At 62.1% G+C, this 15,752-nt stretch carries 17 protein-coding genes; 8 read left to right on the top strand and 9 right to left on the bottom strand.

The genetic code is table 11. From position 1 onward, the window contains the following. The 7 genes from H281_RS0116825 to H281_RS37325 form a co-directional block, all read right to left on the bottom strand. Complete coding sequence (locus tag H281_RS0116825; protein WP_020068306.1) at positions 1-1,341, bottom strand: MFS transporter; 1,341 nt, start codon at positions 1,339-1,341, stop codon at positions 1-3. A 52-nt stretch (positions 1,342-1,393) separates the two neighbouring features. Next, positions 1,394-1,957, bottom strand: coding sequence for an isochorismatase family protein (locus tag H281_RS0116830; RefSeq protein WP_020068307.1), 564 nt, complete (start codon positions 1,955-1,957; stop codon positions 1,394-1,396). Positions 1,958-1,986: 29 nt separating this feature from the next. Next, complete coding sequence (locus H281_RS0116835) at positions 1,987-2,439, bottom strand: MarR family winged helix-turn-helix transcriptional regulator (RefSeq protein ID WP_020068308.1); 453 nt, start codon at positions 2,437-2,439, stop codon at positions 1,987-1,989. A 90-nt stretch (positions 2,440-2,529) separates the two neighbouring features. Beyond that, entirely contained in the window at positions 2,530-4,464 is a 1,935-nt protein-coding gene (locus H281_RS0116840; RefSeq protein ID WP_020068309.1) for a putative bifunctional diguanylate cyclase/phosphodiesterase, read from the bottom strand. Beyond that, positions 4,461-4,991: a YfiR family protein gene (locus H281_RS0116845; protein ID WP_027804680.1), complete on the bottom strand. Its 531-nt coding sequence runs from the start codon at positions 4,989-4,991 to the stop codon at positions 4,461-4,463. Before H281_RS0116845 ends, H281_RS0116840 begins: the two co-directional genes overlap by 4 nt. Before the next feature lies 1 nt (position 4,992). After that, on the bottom strand, positions 4,993-6,858 hold the full coding sequence (locus H281_RS0116850) for a TonB-dependent receptor plug domain-containing protein (RefSeq protein ID WP_241077894.1): 1,866 nt from the start codon (positions 6,856-6,858) through the stop codon (positions 4,993-4,995). Beyond that, complete coding sequence (locus tag H281_RS37325) at positions 6,858-7,439, bottom strand: hypothetical protein (RefSeq protein ID WP_241077895.1); 582 nt, start codon at positions 7,437-7,439, stop codon at positions 6,858-6,860. Before H281_RS37325 ends, H281_RS0116850 begins: the two co-directional genes overlap by 1 nt. Here H281_RS37325 and H281_RS0116860 point away from each other — a divergent pair. From H281_RS0116860 to H281_RS0116885, 6 genes are all read left to right on the top strand, one after another. Continuing rightward, positions 7,416-7,616, top strand: a complete 201-nt coding sequence (locus tag H281_RS0116860) for a hypothetical protein (protein ID WP_020068313.1) — start codon at positions 7,416-7,418, stop codon at positions 7,614-7,616. The genes H281_RS37325 and H281_RS0116860 overlap by 24 nt on opposite strands. A gap of 377 nt (positions 7,617-7,993) precedes the next feature. Next, positions 7,994-8,278: a CsbD family protein gene (locus tag H281_RS0116865; RefSeq protein WP_020068314.1), complete on the top strand. Its 285-nt coding sequence runs from the start codon at positions 7,994-7,996 to the stop codon at positions 8,276-8,278. A 108-nt stretch (positions 8,279-8,386) separates the two neighbouring features. Next, entirely contained in the window at positions 8,387-8,761 is a 375-nt protein-coding gene (locus H281_RS0116870; RefSeq protein WP_020068315.1) for a phage holin family protein, read from the top strand. Next, a complete protein-coding gene (locus H281_RS0116875; RefSeq protein WP_020068316.1) occupies positions 8,758-9,060 on the top strand; it encodes a hypothetical protein in 303 nt (100 codons plus the stop codon). The genes H281_RS0116870 and H281_RS0116875 overlap by 4 nt, the downstream gene beginning before the upstream one ends. Positions 9,061-9,204: 144 nt before the next feature. Beyond that, on the top strand, positions 9,205-10,374 hold the full coding sequence (locus H281_RS0116880; protein WP_020068317.1) for a zinc-dependent alcohol dehydrogenase: 1,170 nt from the start codon (positions 9,205-9,207) through the stop codon (positions 10,372-10,374). Between the two features lie 91 nt (positions 10,375-10,465). Then, positions 10,466-11,077 (top strand): hypothetical protein, encoded by a 612-nt coding sequence (locus tag H281_RS0116885; RefSeq protein ID WP_020068318.1) that lies wholly within the window; start codon positions 10,466-10,468, stop codon positions 11,075-11,077. A gap of 140 nt (positions 11,078-11,217) precedes the next feature. Here the strand turns inward: H281_RS0116885 and H281_RS36030 are convergent, their stop codons facing one another. Continuing rightward, complete coding sequence (locus H281_RS36030; RefSeq protein WP_020068319.1) at positions 11,218-11,475, bottom strand: hypothetical protein; 258 nt, start codon at positions 11,473-11,475, stop codon at positions 11,218-11,220. Between the two features lie 205 nt (positions 11,476-11,680). On the opposite strand from H281_RS36030, the gene H281_RS0116895 reads away from it, so the two are divergent. Both H281_RS0116895 and H281_RS0116900 read left to right on the top strand, forming a co-directional pair. Next, positions 11,681-12,889, top strand: a complete 1,209-nt coding sequence (locus H281_RS0116895) for a zinc-dependent alcohol dehydrogenase (RefSeq protein ID WP_020068320.1) — start codon at positions 11,681-11,683, stop codon at positions 12,887-12,889. Between the two features lie 97 nt (positions 12,890-12,986). Next, the gene (locus tag H281_RS0116900; protein ID WP_020068321.1) at positions 12,987-14,735 is read left to right on the top strand and encodes a RecQ family ATP-dependent DNA helicase; all 1,749 of its coding nucleotides are present in this window, start codon (positions 12,987-12,989) and stop codon (positions 14,733-14,735) included. Here H281_RS0116900 and H281_RS0116905 read toward each other — a convergent pair. Continuing rightward, entirely contained in the window at positions 14,714-15,733 is a 1,020-nt protein-coding gene (locus H281_RS0116905; RefSeq protein WP_020068322.1) for a UDP-glucuronic acid decarboxylase family protein, read from the bottom strand. The two genes, H281_RS0116900 and H281_RS0116905, sit on opposite strands and share 22 nt — an antisense overlap. Positions 15,734-15,752: the final 19 nt, after the last annotated feature.

Below are 15,752 nucleotides of genomic sequence, written 5' to 3' on the forward strand. Positions count from 1 at the left end.
CTACACACCTGATGAAGACTCTTCTTCAGCTTCATCCAGGACTGCGTTTTGTACGGCCATCGCGGGGCTCACATAAGGCGGCGCCTGGCGTGGCTCGTCAATGCTGTAGTGCAGACGTCCCGCGTCGACATACACGCGAAAGCCCCTGTATTTGACGAGGTACAGCAAGCCCACGAGCGCGGCGGCGAAGCCCGACGCCGCGCCCACGCCAAGCGCCCAGCGCGGGCCGAAACGGTCCGCGACCCAGCCGACCACGGGTGCGCCAAGCGGAGTGCCCCCGAGCGCAATGGCGAGCAGGATCGCGATCACGCGGCCACGCATGGCCGGCTCCGTGGAGAGTTGCACGAGACTGTTGGTGGACGTGTTGAAGGTTTGCGTCGACACGCCGATGAAGGCGAGCATCACGCCGAAGAGCACATAGTTTGGCATCAACGAAGCTGCCGTGCAGCCCACGCCGAATACTGCCGCAGCGCCGAGCAGCAACGCCATGCGCGGTTGCGCGCGGCGCGCGGCCAGCAGCGCGCCGGTGACGGAACCGATCGCCATGGTCGAACTCAACACGCCGTATTCGCCCGCGCCCGCATGAAATGCGGTGACGGACATCGTCGAAATAAAAATAGGGAAGTTAAGGCCGAACGTGCCGATCAGGAACTGCATGAGCAGTGCCGCCTTCAGATCGGGGCGCTTCCATACGTAGCGGAAACCTTCCACGAAGCTGCCGCGCGAGCGCATTGCGCGAGGCTTTGCATGTAGCTCGCGAGCGCGCAACATGCGCAACGCGCCGAGGACGGCGATAAACGAGAGCGCGTTGATCAGAAACACCCAGCCCGTTCCGACCGACGCGATCAGCAGACCCGCCACCGCCGGACCGATCATTCGCGCGGCATTGAACGACGTGGAGTTCAGCGCGACCGCATTGGAAAGATCGCTTTCGCCGACGAGGTCCGACACGAAAGTCTGACGCGCGGGCGAATCGAATGCGGTTACGCAGCCGAGCAGTCCTGCGAAAACGTAGACCTGCCAGAGTTGCACGAGGCCGGTGATCGTAAGCAGCCCAAGGCCGAGCGCGAGACTGCCCATTGCCGCCTGCGTGATGAACAGGAGCTTGCGACGGTCGAAATGATCGGCCGCATAGCCGGTGAGCGGCAGTAAAAGCATTTGCGGCCCGAACTGCAGCGACATCACGATACCTACGGAAGTCGCGTTGTGTTGCGTGAGTTCCGTGAGGACGAGCCAGTCCTGCGCGGTGCGCTGCATCCATGTACCGACGTTGGAAACGATCGCACCACTCGCCCACACACGGTAATTGAAGTTGCGCAGCGAACGGAACGTACTGCTCACCGGAATTTATCTCCTACGAATGTCTGGATGGTGTCTGGCCTGCAGCGCATGCTCATGCGCGCGTTTGTTCGAGCATGTCGAGCACTTCCTGCGTGGTGCCCGTTTCGCCGAGCCGAGGGAAGATTCGCGTGAGGCTGTTCGTGTGAGCGTCCAGGTGCAGGTCGGTCATCGCGTCGACAGCAAACGCGATGTTCAGACCTAGCTCGTGGGCGAAACGCGCGGTTGATTCAACGCCGACGCTGGTCGCCACACCCGCCAGCACGATTTGCGTCACGCCTTGCTCGCGCAGATACGCTTCGAGATCAGTATTCGTGAACGCGCCCCACGTGCGTTTCGTCACCAGATGATCTGACTCCTGCCGGTTCAGTTCGGGCACGAGATCGGCAAAACCCGCGGGGAAATTGCCGGTAGGACGCGCCTGCTCCGCGCGCCCCGGCGCGCCGCCCGCCACGTTCACGAGTACGACGGGCAGACCGTGGCGGCGAAACGCGTGGGCTAATTGGGCTGCGCGCGCGACCACTTCAGCCGTGGGATGAGCGGTGGGCATTGCGACGATGCCTTGCTGTAAGTCGATCACCACCAGTGCGGTCTTTGCGTCGAGCGTGGTCAGTGCCATGTGAGCTCCAGTTCTGGTTTGCGTGAGAATTACGATTCGGTCAGGCGTTTGAGCAATTCGACGCCAGCGGCAAGTTGCTGCTGCTCGGCTGCCGAAAAGCGCGTCTGGATAGTGCGAAACAGCCAGTCTTCGCGTGCGGCGCGACTTGCCTTGATCTTCTTGCGGAAGGCGGGCGTGAGCGAAAGAACCGTTTGCCGGCCGTCGTTCGGATCGGGCGCGCCGCTCACTAGCCCTGCGGCTTTCAAAACAGAAAGCGTCTCGCCCATGGATTGCGGACGCATGCCCTGGCTGCGCGCGAGTTCGGTGACCGTTGCGGGGCCGTCGCGCTCAAGCAGGCCGAGAACCTGTATCTGCGAAGGAGTGAAATCGCCCAGATGCGCCTCTTCGCGCAGACGGCGACGCAGCTTGCCGGTCAGCACCCGCAGGTCTTCGGCGAGTGTGTGAAGCGAATCGGAGTCGAGCGGCGGATCGTTCTTGCCCATGTGTGCCAGCAGAAAGCCAGACGAATATATGAAGGTAACCTGTGTAGGCTACCTTCATATATGGCACGGGTCAAGTGGACCGTCAGTCTCTCAGGCGGTTGGCACGCGGTGCGGCCGCGGCGCGACCGGCGTTCTGCTACGCGTGTCTTTCTGTTCTTCTTCCGCGCGAATGATCGTGAGCAATTGTTCGAGCCGCATCGGACGGCCCGTCAGGAAGCCTTGAACCACATCGCAGCGCGCGTCGCAAAGCCATTCGAGTTGCGCGGGATACTCGACGCCTTCCGCGACGACCAGCAGGCCGAAGCTATGCGCCATCGAAATGATCGCGGTGACGATGGGCTGACCGCCATTGGGCAATGGACAGATGAAACTGCGGTCAATCTTGATGCTGTGCACGGGAAAAGACTGCAGGTATGACAGCGACGAGTAGCCTGTGCCGAAGTCGTCGAGCGACAGGCGCACGCCGGCGGCGCGCAATTCCTGCATTGCCTGAATGCCCACCGACATATTGGACATCAACTGGCTCTCGGTCAGTTCGAGTTCGAGCAGCGAAGCCGGCAAGCCGCTTTTCTTCAGCGCGGTGCAGACTTCGTCCGTGAAGCCTTCGGTTCGCAGTTGGCGTGCGGAAATGTTCACGGCCACATGCACGCCTGCATTCTTGCCGGCATTCCAGTTCGCGGCGTCGCGGCAAGCGCGCCACAAGACCCAGCGGCCAAGCGCGACGATCAGATCGCTGTTTTCGGCAATCGGAACGAATTCGGCCGGCAAAATGGGGCCTTCCGTCGGATGCGTCCAGCGGACCAGCGCCTCCGCGCCGAGCAGGCGGCCGGAAAGGCAATCGAATTGCGGCTGATAGACAATGTCGAGCCCGTCCTGTTCGAGCGCCTTGCGCAGTTCGGCTTCGATGCGCGCGCGCCGTTGCGCCTCGGCTGTCATCTCGCTCTGAAACTCGACGGCAATGCTCTTGCCCCTGCTTTTAGCCGAATACAGCGCAATATCCGCATTGCTCACCAGCTCCGCGATTTCGGCGGTGTCCTCGGGATAAACGCTGAACCCTACGCTTGCCGATACGGCCGACTCAATACCGTGCAGAACGAATGGGCGTGACAGGTTGCGTGCGACGCGGCCCGCAGTCGCGCGTGCGCGAACCCGGCTTGCATCGGGCCCGAGCACGATAGCGAATTCGTCGCCGCCGATTCGGCTCACCAGGTCGTGAGGCCGGACGACGTTGCGCAACGCCTCGGCGACCTGTTTGAGCAGTTCATCGCCGGCGCCATGGCCCAGCGTATCGTTGACGGTCTTGAAGTTGTCGAGGTCCACCATCATCAGCGCGACGCGTTTGTTGGCGGCGCTTGCCTTGTGCAGGCGCATCTTCAGTTCATCGTAGAACGCACGGCGGTTAGGCAGATCCGTCAGCGGATCGGTCGAAGCAAGATATTCGAGGTCTTTCTCCGCGCGCGACACTCGCTCGCGCATACGCTTCATGACGAGCGATGCGATCCATACCGAACACAGCGACGCGCCAATGAGAAAACAGCCGTACTGGGCAAGCTGCATTTTTATCGCGTCAGTTGCTGCTACGACGACGATGCTGCCGAGCAACCGGTCGTTATGAATGATGGGCGCCGCGACGAAGATGTCTTCGAGTGAAAGACGGCGCGAGTTGCCCACGTTCTCGAGCGTGCCTTCTTCGTAGTCAGCGCGGCGGAGCCCGGGGCGCGCATAGCGCACGAACAGTTCGCCATCTGGCGTATAGACGGTTGCGCTCTCGACATGCGGAACCTTGCGAAGCGAGCCTAGTATTTCAGCAGTCGCCTCGCGGTCGCCGAACATGGCCGAGGCGGTCAGATTCTCCGCGAGCACCGATGCCTGCATGCTGACGTCGTCGGTCAGCGACGCGCGCAGCGAAAGCGCCTGATAGATCAGCAGCACGACACTCGAAATGAGCAGCGCGATCGCCACGCCGACCAGGTTCACATGCTCGCGTGGCCATGCAAGCCGTGACCATGCGGAGAAACTTTTCATAGAACCGTCCTCGCGAGGCGCATGAGTTTCGAACTGAGCGTGATGCGCCGCCGTGAAGCCTCGCTGACGTTGATATCGAACTTCAGATGATCGCCGTCGCGCACGAGGCGAATCACCCAGCCCTGCTCGGTGGTGTCGACCTCGCTCACGATCACGACGGGCGCGTCGGATGTCAGCAGCGCCTTGACTGCGGCGCTCAATGGAGTGCTTCCGGTTAACACGACGAGGTGGCAATCGGCGGCTTTTTCCGTGCGAGGCAGCGGCCGAACGCGCCATCCCTGTTTGCCCGCACGCTTGCCGTCGAGCTTGGTGAGTGCCTGACCGAGCGGGCTCTCCTGATCCACGCATACCGAGAGCAGGTTGTCCGCCGAACGTCCCGCTGGCCAGTCGGTGAACTGCGCGAAGTTGAAGATGTAGGCCGCCTCGAGCGCGGACAGGTCCACCTGCGCATCGACCGATGTCTGCACGATCAGCGGCGACGCGAACACGAAACACGCCGCTATGGTCCTGATGCGAACGCGATTCATGTCAGAACCCGTAGACGGCCTTGAACACGAAGGTCCGGCTTTGCTGCGCAACTGTCTCCTGGGTGAAGCCCGGACCCACTGGGTCGGCGTACCGTTTATCGGTCAGGTTATAGATGGAAAACGACAGGTCCGCACCGCGAATCAGCCGGCGCGAACTTAGCGTCACGTTCGCGAGGCAGAAACCGCCGGTCTCGCCGACCGCAGCCAGTCGCGTGGACGTGCATTGCACTTCGAGTCCCGATACCAACGCATTCGCGAAGAAGGGCACAGCGACATTGGCCTTCGCGAGATGCTTCGGCGAATTCTGGAGTGCGGCCCCGGTGTTGGAGTCGTGAGCTATCTGGTACGAATAGCTCGCGCGCACCCGCGTGCCTGCCATTTGCTGCTCATAGGCGAGTTCCGCGCCTCGCGCGGTGGCGCGATCGACGTTGCGGAAGATATAAAGACCGGAGCTCTGCTGTGTCGACGAGATCAGCTCGCGCGCGTTGTACTGGAACAGCGAGAGTGTCGCGCGGGCCATCGCGGACACGGCTCTTTCATATACGAGTTCGGTCGTCGCGATGTGCTCTGCCTTCAGCGATGAATTACCCAACTGGCCGTCGGCGCCGCCTACAGCGTAGTACATCTCGTATGCGTTCGGCGCGCGATAGGCCTCGCCGTACAGCAGCTTGAACGTATCGCGCGGAGTCAGCTTGTAGATGAGCCCGATGCGCGGACTCAGGTTGCCGCCCGAGGCCGTCTGCTGGTCGTAACGCAAGCCCGCATTCAGCGTGAAATTGGCGGGCAACGTGATTTCGTCTTCGATATAGACACCGGCGCGGTTGCCGCTGTGATGGTCGTCGAGCAATTGCGCATACGGGTCGACGTTGTAGTTGTACTGGTTCAGGCGCGCGTCTCGGGTGAAGTCCGTACCGATCACGATTCGATGTTTGTCGATCGACGACACGGTCGCGTGCACGTCGGCGCCGTACCAGAGCGCGTGGCTGCCGTCGACATTGGCCACATACGGTTGCGGACCGTAGACCGACGGCATCCGGTAGTCGTAGCGGCCCCAGTACACTTGCGATGCCAGCGTGACGCCGTCGGCAAGCAAATGCTGGTACGAGAGATCCAGATAGCTTCGCGTGTCCGTCACGCTGAAGGGCGCATTGAACACCGCGCCGTACGGCGCATCGGGCACGCCCTTCGTGCGGTTTCCGTAAATGAACGTGAGGCGGAAATCGCCATACGCGGCCTTGCCGAGGAAGTTCTGCGCGCGGTCGTAGTCGAGCCGGTTGGCGACGCCGTTGTTCTGCTCGGGCGTGTCGAATGCCGGATAGTACAGATCCTGACCGCTGCGTCCATACGACGTCGCGGAAACAAGAATGTCGGCACCGTGCGCACCATGCCAGCCGTATGACGCACGCGCCTTTTTCTCGCCGAAGCTCCCCACCGCGACGGCGGCTTCCGCGCCCGCCAGATCGCTGCCGGTTTTGGTGATCACGTTGATCACGCCGAAAAGCGCGTTCGCGCCGTACATCGCCGAACCGGGGCCCGGCACATACTCGATGCGCTTCACCAGATCCATGTCGAGCGGGAAGTCCGTGCCGATGGGCGCCTGACCGTATACGCCGTCGTTCGTACGCATGCCGTCGATCAGCAGCAGAAACCGGCTGTTGTAATCGCCAGGACGCTGAAAGCCGCCAGAGCCGAGGTATTCATATGAGCGGTCGTTTGTCACATACAGGCCCGGCAACGACGCGAGCGCGTCGGCAAGCGTGCGCCAGCCGAACTGACTGATGTCTTCCGCGGTAAGAACGACCACGGCGGCCGGTGCGTCGGTAACCGACTGATCGAAACGTGACGCCGTGCTGACAGTGACCTGCATCAGCGCCTCCAATGGCATCGCCGCCAACTCCTCTGTGTCCGGGGTCGAAGCTGCGCTCGCGCGAGGCTCGTTACCGGCGACAGCTGCCGGCGAACAGAGCGTTGCCAATCCCGCGACAGAACAGGCGACCAGGCGTTGAGAAAGGAAAAAAGAAGCGCGCGTAGTTGGAACCATGACAGCCGGTAAATCGGGAACGCTCCTTCAAAGTGGATCGTCACCTGTTTGTTATCGGCGCGGGGAAGGGAAGCTTGAATCGGCGTGAGTCTTCGCGTTGTGCGCTGGCTGGCTTCACAGCGGCAGGGACAGGCTTGTAAAAAGGGAATAGGGATATCCACCGTTTTGGGCCATGCCTGGCGCGAAAAACCGGGAGCCCATGCCGCGTGCATGAGCTTTTCCAAATCGTCGAATAGCGCGTGGCGCATGGATTTCGGCGGTATCGAACGGAGGCCGTGTGAAGTCGCGGCACGCGGCTTGCTGTAATAGCCGTTTTTACCGCCGCCCTCACTGTCATGCAACAAACTTTCAATTCCAGAACTCTCGGCTCCATGCGACAGGCGATGATCGAACGTGATCTCGCCCATATCGAACAGGTTCTCGTGCGCTCGCATGCAAGTGCCCGCGACAATTCAGCTTTTCCGCTCAGCTACTGGCACGAGCGTCTGAGTCGCATCAAAGACGGCGGCCAGCTGTGGGGCGTACATCTTCGCAAGATCGACACACTGCAGCGTCTGCTCAACGGCGCATTGCCGCAAAGTTAAACCACTCGTCCGACACTGAAACGCGCGCCTCCAACGCATAGGCGCGCGTCATGACTTACCCTGGTTGCGCCAACGCGCACGTCCATGTAACGGCGCGTTTTTGACGTCGGGCACAGGCTCGATGCTTTCGATACGCGCGATGCGCTATTCGTACTTCGCTTGTATCCGCCGTTTCTCTCGCCGCATCCGCCGTTCTCGTCCCTGTTCCTCTCTCTTGCGCGCCGGCTTCCTTCGGCTCACTCCCGTCTACTACCGATGAGTTCTCCTCGGGCGTTCACGCGGCGCGCTTCTTGCGGCGTGACGACAACGCATGCCGGGGCTCCGGCTGCGCGGCCAGTGTTGTGCACCCTAGTGCGCGCAAACCACGGAGAGCAAACATGGAAACAGGAAAAGTGGAAGGGGCAGTGAAGGAAATAGGCGGCAAGGTGCAGGAGGCGGCGGGCGAGATGCTCGGCGACACCGGAACCCAGATGGCCGGCACCGCCCGCGAACTAAGCGGCAAGGCTCAACAGGTGTGGGCGGATCTCACGGACGTCGTGCGCGAGACGACCACGGAGCGGCCGTTCACTGCGCTCGCGATTGCGGCGGCCGCGGGTTTCATTCTCGGCGCGCTGCGCTCGGCAACCGCCCGCGACGTTCGCGGCGACAGGGATTACCGTTAGATACGGTTGACACAGAGTCGATTGCATCGTTCGGATCAAGCGCTCGTCGTCGGTTGACGCAACCGGTGGCGAGCGCCCGTGACGGCAATTGCTGGCGGGAGATACAGGATGTCAATACATACCAAAGTGAGCCAGTGGCGCAACGTGGCGCGTTTCTGTTCCAGTCGGGCGGTGGACTACGCCGAACTTCTGGCACTCGAACTGGAGGAGGCGAAAGGGCGGTTGGTGCGCGAAGTCATCGCGATGGTCGTGCTGGCGGTCGCTGCCATGTTCACCCTCTCTTTTCTGTGCGTGGCCATCATCGTGACGGCGTGGAACACGCCTTACGTCATTTCTGTTGCGTGGGGTGTTGCGGCCGCATGGCTCGTCATATCGATCGCCACCTTCGCGATGATGAAGGCCCAGAAGCCCGTCGAGCCGTTGCATGTGCTGCGCGACGAAGTGTCCCATGACCTGGAAGCCCTGAAGGACGCCCTGAAATGAAACACGATCCAGCCTGGCATCAGGAACGCCGCGCGGCGATCCTTCAGCGCATGGCCGCCTCTCGCGCGCGCCTGCTGTCTGCAAATCTGGCGTTGCACACACCTCGGCGAACCACGATAGCGGGTGTGCCGGCCGTCAACGCAATGAGTTCTCTCGCCGACACGCCTTACCTGGCTCTGGTGCTCGCGGCCGGTCTTGCGGCCGTGCTTCTCGGGCCGCGCAAAGCGATCGGAACGCTCGCACGCACAAGCGTAATGGCGTGGCTCACGAGGACTGCGCGCAGTGTGTTTCAGCGCTAGCGCGATTTGACGCTTTCATGCCGGCGCCATCGCTCCACGTGCGATGCGGCGACTATTGCGCGGTACGAGACCGCGCGGCACGCGGGATGCGCATGTGTTCGCGTTTCACCCGCGAGTAGTTGAACCGTTCAGTGTGGAGGATATATGAAGGCGCTTAGATGGCATGGCAAGAAAGACATCCGCTGCGACACTGTGCCCGATCCGAAGATCGAACATCCGCGCGACGCGATCATCAAGGTATCGAGTTGCGCGATATGCGGCTCCGACCTGCATCTTTACGACGGCTTCATGCCCGGCATGGAGTCCGGCGACATCATGGGCCACGAATTTATGGGCGAGGTGATGGAAGTCGGCAAGGAGAACAGCGCACTGAAGGTGGGTGACCGCGTGGTCGTGCCGTTCACCATCATCTGCGGCGAATGCGATCAATGCAAACGCGGCAACTTTTCTGTGTGCGAACGGAGTAATCGCAACAAGGACATTGCCGACAAGATGTTCGGCCATACCACGGCGGGCCTGTTCGGCTACACGCATCTGACGGGCGGCTATCCCGGCGGGCAGGCCGAATTCGTACGCGTGCCGTTTGCGGACAAAACGCATGTGAAGATTCCGGACGGTCTGAGCGACGAGCAGGTGCTTTTCCTCGGCGACATTTTTCCGACCGGCTGGCAGGCTGCGGTGCAATGCGATATCGAGCCTACCGATACCGTCGCGATCTGGGGCGCCGGCCCGGTCGGGCAAATGGCGATTCGCAGCGCCGTGCTGCTCGGCGCAAAGCAGGTGATTGCGATCGACTACGTCCCTGAGCGCCTTTCGATGGCGCGCGCGGGCGGCGCTGTCACGATCGACTTCAAGGAAGAGAGCGTCCTCGAACGGTTGAAGGAACTGACGGGCGGCAAGGGGCCGGAAAAATGTATCGACGCTGTCGGCATGGAATCGCACGCAACGCGTTCGGTTGACTCCATGTACGACCGCGCAAAGCAGGCCGTGATGCTCGAAACCGACCGGCCCCACGTGCTGCGCGAGATGATCTACGTTTGCCGTCCTGCGGGAACGTTGTCGGTGCCGGGCGTCTACGGCGGTCTGGTAGACAAGATTCCGTTCGGTGCGTCGATGAACAAGGGCCTGACATGGCGCATGGGACAGACGCACGTCAACCGCTGGACCGACGATCTGTTGCGGCGAATCCAGGAAGGGCAGATCGACCCGTCGTTCGTTATCACGCACACGGTTTCGCTCGATGAAGGCCCGCGCATGTACAAGACGTTCCGCGACAAGGAAGACGGCTGCATCAAGGTCGTGCTCAAACCTTGACGCGTCGGGCAGTAATCGTCGCGGCACAGGCGCTGTTTGTTATTTCATGTGAGCTGCGCTGACGTGGCTCCCCAGAATGAAGGTGATGTAAATGGATTCCCGTACTGAACCGAAGCAGGAGAGCGCTCGCGCTCTGAAGGAACGACTGCCGCAACCGGATTCGATCGCGCGCGGCCTTGGGTGGTACAGCATTGCGCTCGGCCTTGCAGAACTGGTCGCGCCGCGCATGATGGCTCGCGTGGCAGGCGTCGAGACAGGACCCGGCACCATGCGCTTTTACGGTTTGCGCGAACTTGCGTGCGGCGTCGGCATACTGGCGTCGCGCGATCCGCGGCCGTTCTTGTGGGCGCGCGTGGGCGGCGATGCGCTCGACCTTGGCACGCTCGCGCTGTCGTCGAACAAGTGGAACGCACGCGACCGGCAACGGGCGGCAGCCGCGGCCGTGAACGTGGTCTGCGTCACGGCGCTCGACGTGTATGCCGCCAATTGCGCGGAGAGCGCGCCGCGTTTGCCGTCGGCGGACTATAGCGACCGCACCGGTTTTTCCAGCTCGCCCGAGCAGATGCGCGGTGCCGCGCTCGCGGACTTCGAAACGCCACGCGACATGCGCACGCCGGACGCGCTTGCGCCCTATACGCGCGGTGATCAGTCGTCGACGACGGGTCAGCGCCTGCGTGCGGGAAGCGCGACGAGCGCCGCATAAGCCTTCGCATCGGCGTAGAAAGCGTGCCCTCCGCGACGGCGGGCACGCTTGATTCAGCGTTGAGTTTGCGCGCTATATCGGCTTATCTTGCACGGTGTGTTTGCAGACCATCTGGTAATGCGAGCAACACGCGAACAGCGTTACGCCGACAAATCACCCTTGCTGGTTGGATGGCCTTCGGCGCCACCCGGTTCGAGATCGGGGTCCACGTGATCGTGCTCAGGGGTGTACGGCCCTTCAGACGGGTGATCTTTTCCCTTCGGAACCAGAGTCGGGTCGATGCTTCCATGCTCCCGCTCTTCCACTGTGCCGTCGGATTTGATCTTGACGTCTCCATCACCCAGCTTCTCGCGTCGCTGGTCCGCGCGTTCCACGGGATCGGACGGTTCCTGGTTCATGCTTTTCTCCTCTCTGGTTGATTGACGCTTCGTTCACGCACATCGAAATCGAGCAAAAGCGATACCCGCTTCGCTGCCGACGCTTCACACGAAGCGTTGCACGCGGATTGCTGTGCCGTAACAAGGCCCGCGGAATCGACGCGGGCTGTCGATGCAGGCAGCCATAAGCCGCGACGCTGCCAGACCTGAGAGAAGGAGAGTGCAGATGAAAGCAGTGGTATTTCACGGCATAGGGGACATCCGTCTCGACAATGTTCCCGATCCCAAACTCGAGCAGCCTACCGACGCGCTCGTACGTCTCACGTCCAGCGCGATTTGCGGCACCGATCTGCATATGGTGCGTGGCACGTTGGGCGGCATGGTGCCGGGCACGATTCTCGGTCATGAGGGAATCGGCATCGTCGAGGAAGTGGGCCGCAGTGTGCGCAATCTGCGCCAAGGCGATCGCGTGCTGATTCCGTCGACTATCTCGTGCGGATTTTGCTCCTATTGCCGCTCGGGCTACACGGCCCAATGCGACAACGCAAATCCGAATGGCGCGAGCGCCGGCACTGCATTCTTCGGCGGCCCGAAAACGACCGGCCCATTCCAGGGTCTGCAGGCGCAATACGCGCGCACGCCGCTGGCGCACGCGAGCCTGATCCGTTTGCCCGACGAAATCGACGACGATCGCGCGATCCTGCTCTCCGATATCTTTCCCACCGGCTATTTCGGCGCCCAGCTGGCGGGCGTTCGCACCGGCGATACGGTCGCGGTGTTCGGAGCGGGTCCAGTGGGCCAATTTGCCATTGCGAGCGCGAAGCTGATGGGCGCCGGCCGCGTGATTGCGGTGGATCGCATAGCGTCGCGGCTGGACATGGCTCGCACGCAAGGCGCAGAAGTGATCAATTTCGACGAGGAAGATCCGGTCGACATGATTTTGCAACTGACCGGCGGCATCGGCGTGGATCGCGTGATCGATGCAGTGGGCGTGGACGCGGTGCGTGCCGAGCACGGCCCGGCTGCGCAGAAAGAGCGCGACCAGCAACAGGCTTTCGACAAGGAAGTGAAGGAGATTGCGCCCGATACGAACCCCGATGGCGATAACTGGCGTCCGGGCAGCGGACCGTCGCAAGTATTGACGTGGTCGGTCAGAGCGGTGGCGAAAGCGGGCACCGTGTCGATCATCGGCGTGTATCCGCCGAACGACCGCGTTTTCCCGATCGGCGAAGCAATGAATCGCAATCTTGTCGTGCGCATGGGCAACTGCAATCACCGCGCGATTACGCCGCATCTCGTTGAGATCGTGCGTAACGGCTCGTTCGATCCGCTTGCCGTGCTGACGCAGCGCGAGCCGATTACCGACGCGATCGAGGCCTATCGCGCGTTCGACAATCGCGAGCCGGGCTGGATCAAGGTCAAGCTGCAGCCGTGAGCGGCGGGTCACGCCGCTACGCGCGGGAATTCGTCTTTCACACTCATCTCACTACAACCGCGGGCGAAAACGCCCGCAAGGACGCTTGTTTCCAACTATGACAGTCGACCAACGGCTTCGCAGCATGCGCAAGACCATGCGTGACATGTTCGGTATCGTGCGCTTGCGCGCCGGTCAGGAGGACATTATCCGCAGCGTATTGCAACACAACGACACGCTTGCCACGATGCCGACGGGCGCGGGCAAGTCGCTTTGCTATCAGTTGCCGGCGCTGCATCTCGAGGGCACAACGCTCGTCGTGTCGCCGCTGATCGCGCTCATGAAAGACCAGGCCGACAAGCTGCTGGCCGCTGGAATCGACTGCACACTCGTGAACAGCACGCTGCGTAGTCGCGCCGAGCGCGAAGCGCTGGAACGGATTGCGGCAGGCGAGAGCGGCATTGTGTTCGTGACGCCGGAGCGCCTGGCGCAACCGGCCTTCATCGAAACGTTGCGCGCGCGCCCCGAAAACCGCGTTGGACTAGTGGTGGTCGACGAGGCGCACTGCGTATCGCAATGGGGACACGACTTTCGCCCCGCGTTCCTGCAGATCGCGGCTGCGGTGAAGTCGCTCGGGCAGCCGCCGGTGCTTGCGTTGACTGCTACGGCCACGCCGCGCGTGCTCGACGACATCGTGCACTCGCTTGCGTTGCGCGAACCGCGTGTGGTTCGCACTGGAACGTATCGCGAGAATCTGCGCTACCGCGTCGTGCAGGTCAGCACGGCGGGAGGCAAGGACGGCGCAGCGCGCGCCGTGACCGCCAAGCGCGAGCAATTGTCGAAGCTGATTGCATCGCTCAGCGGGACCGGCATCGTCTACGCGGCGACTGTGCGCGACGTCGATCGCATTTACGGCTGGCTCACGGAGGCAGGCGAGTCGGTCTCGCGCTATCACGGGCGAATGGCGGCTGACGCTCGCGAAGAGGCGCAGGAGCAGTTCATGTCGGGCGCCACCCGTTTGATGATCGCAACCAACGCGTTCGGCATGGGCATCGACAAGGCGGACATACGCTTCGTGATCCATTACCAGATTCCCGGCAGCCTCGACGCTTACTACCAGGAAACGGGACGCGCGGGCCGCGACGGTGAGCCCGCCGATTGCGTGCTGCTATTCGATCTGAACGACCGGCGCATCCAGCAATTTTTCCTTGCGGGACGCTATCCGAGTGTCGAACTCGCGCAGCGTGTGTATGACACGCTTGTCGCGCGTATTGCCGACGAACCTAAGGGCGTCACGCTGGGCGCGCTCAAGCAGGCATTGCCGGATGTCGGTGCGGGCAAGCTGGAAACCGCGTTGAACATGCTGGTCGACGCCCGCGTGGCCGGCCGCGACCGGCAGCGTCGCTATCGTCTGCGAAGCCGCGAGGGCGCGAAGGAATCCGCGCGCGACGCGGTTGCCAATGCCGCAGCGCAATTCGAGCAGATGAGCGCGCACGACAGGGAAACGCTGCAGCAGATGATCGACTACGCGCAAACGGGTCAATGCCGGTGGCGCGCGATTCTCGACTATTACGGCGACTCGCCTGCCGCCGAGCGCTGCGGCGTCTGCGATAACTGCGTGAATCCGCCGCAGATCGACATGGCGTCCGACGCTATCGTTGCACCGGAGACGCACGCGAATGAAGTTGCACAACGCAAGCGTGAGGAGTCGCGCAAACCACGCGTCTGGACTCCGGGCGATGCCGTGCGCGTGCCGCGCTATGGCGCCGGTGAGGTCGCGCTGGCGAGCGGCGAGCAGGTGGCCGTGCAGTTCCCCGACGGCAGCACCCGCACGTTTCTGGCGAGTTACGTGAGGGCGGGGCGCTGATCCGCATGCGCTCCAATCGAGGCAACGTCGCCAGTCGCTTCCGACGATGCCTCGATCCGCGCACGGAAATAGCGCGCGGTCTCTTTGAGTCCGTCGTCGAGTGAGGTTTTTGGCTGCCAGCCGAGCAGCTCGCGCGCGCGTGAAATGTCCGGCTGACGATGCCACGGATCGTCGGTCGGCAGCGGATGCAATTCAAGCGGCGAACTGGAGCCCGTAATCGCCACAATCCGTTGCGCGATTTCGCGCATGCTCACTTCGTGCGGATTGCCGAGATTGACCGGCCCGCCGGGGTCTTCGGCGGTGTTCATCAAACGGATGAACGCGTCGATCATGTCGTCCACGTAGCAGAACGAACGCGTCTGGGAGCCGTCGCCATACAGCGTGATCGGCTCGCCGCGCAGTGCCTGCATCATGAAGTTCGACACGACGCGGCCATCGGCGGGATGCATGCGCGGTCCATACGTGTTGAAGATTCGCGCAATGCGAATGGAAAGCCCATGTTGACGGCGGTAGTCCATGAAGAGCGTTTCAGCGCAGCGCTTGCCTTCGTCGTAGCAGGAGCGCGGTCCGATCGGATTGACGTGGCCCCAGTAGTCTTCTTTCTGCGGATGCACGAGCGCATCGCCATACACTTCGCTCGTCGATGCCTGGAAGATTCTTGCTTTCACGCGCTTGGCGAGTCCGAGCATGTTGATCGCACCGTGCACGCTCGTCTTGGTGGTTTGTACCGGATCATGCTGGTAGTGAATCGGCGACGCAGGGCAGGCGAGGTTATAAATTTCGTCGACTTCCACATAGAGCGGAAATGTCACGTCGTGACGCATCAGCTCGAAGTTCGGGCAATCGAGAAGATGCGCGATGTTGTCCTTCGTGCCCGTATAGAAGTTGTCGACGCACAGCACGTCGTGGCCTTGCGTCACGAGCCGCTCGCACAGGTGTGAGCCGAGAAAGCCGGCGCCGCCTGTGACCAGAATCCGCTTGCGGGTAAGTTCTTTCATGTTGCGTGGTCCTAGTCGT

The sequence above is a fragment of the Paraburkholderia caledonica genome, from assembly GCF_000383275.1.
Taxonomy (GTDB): Bacteria; Pseudomonadota; Gammaproteobacteria; order Burkholderiales; family Burkholderiaceae; genus Paraburkholderia; species Paraburkholderia caledonica.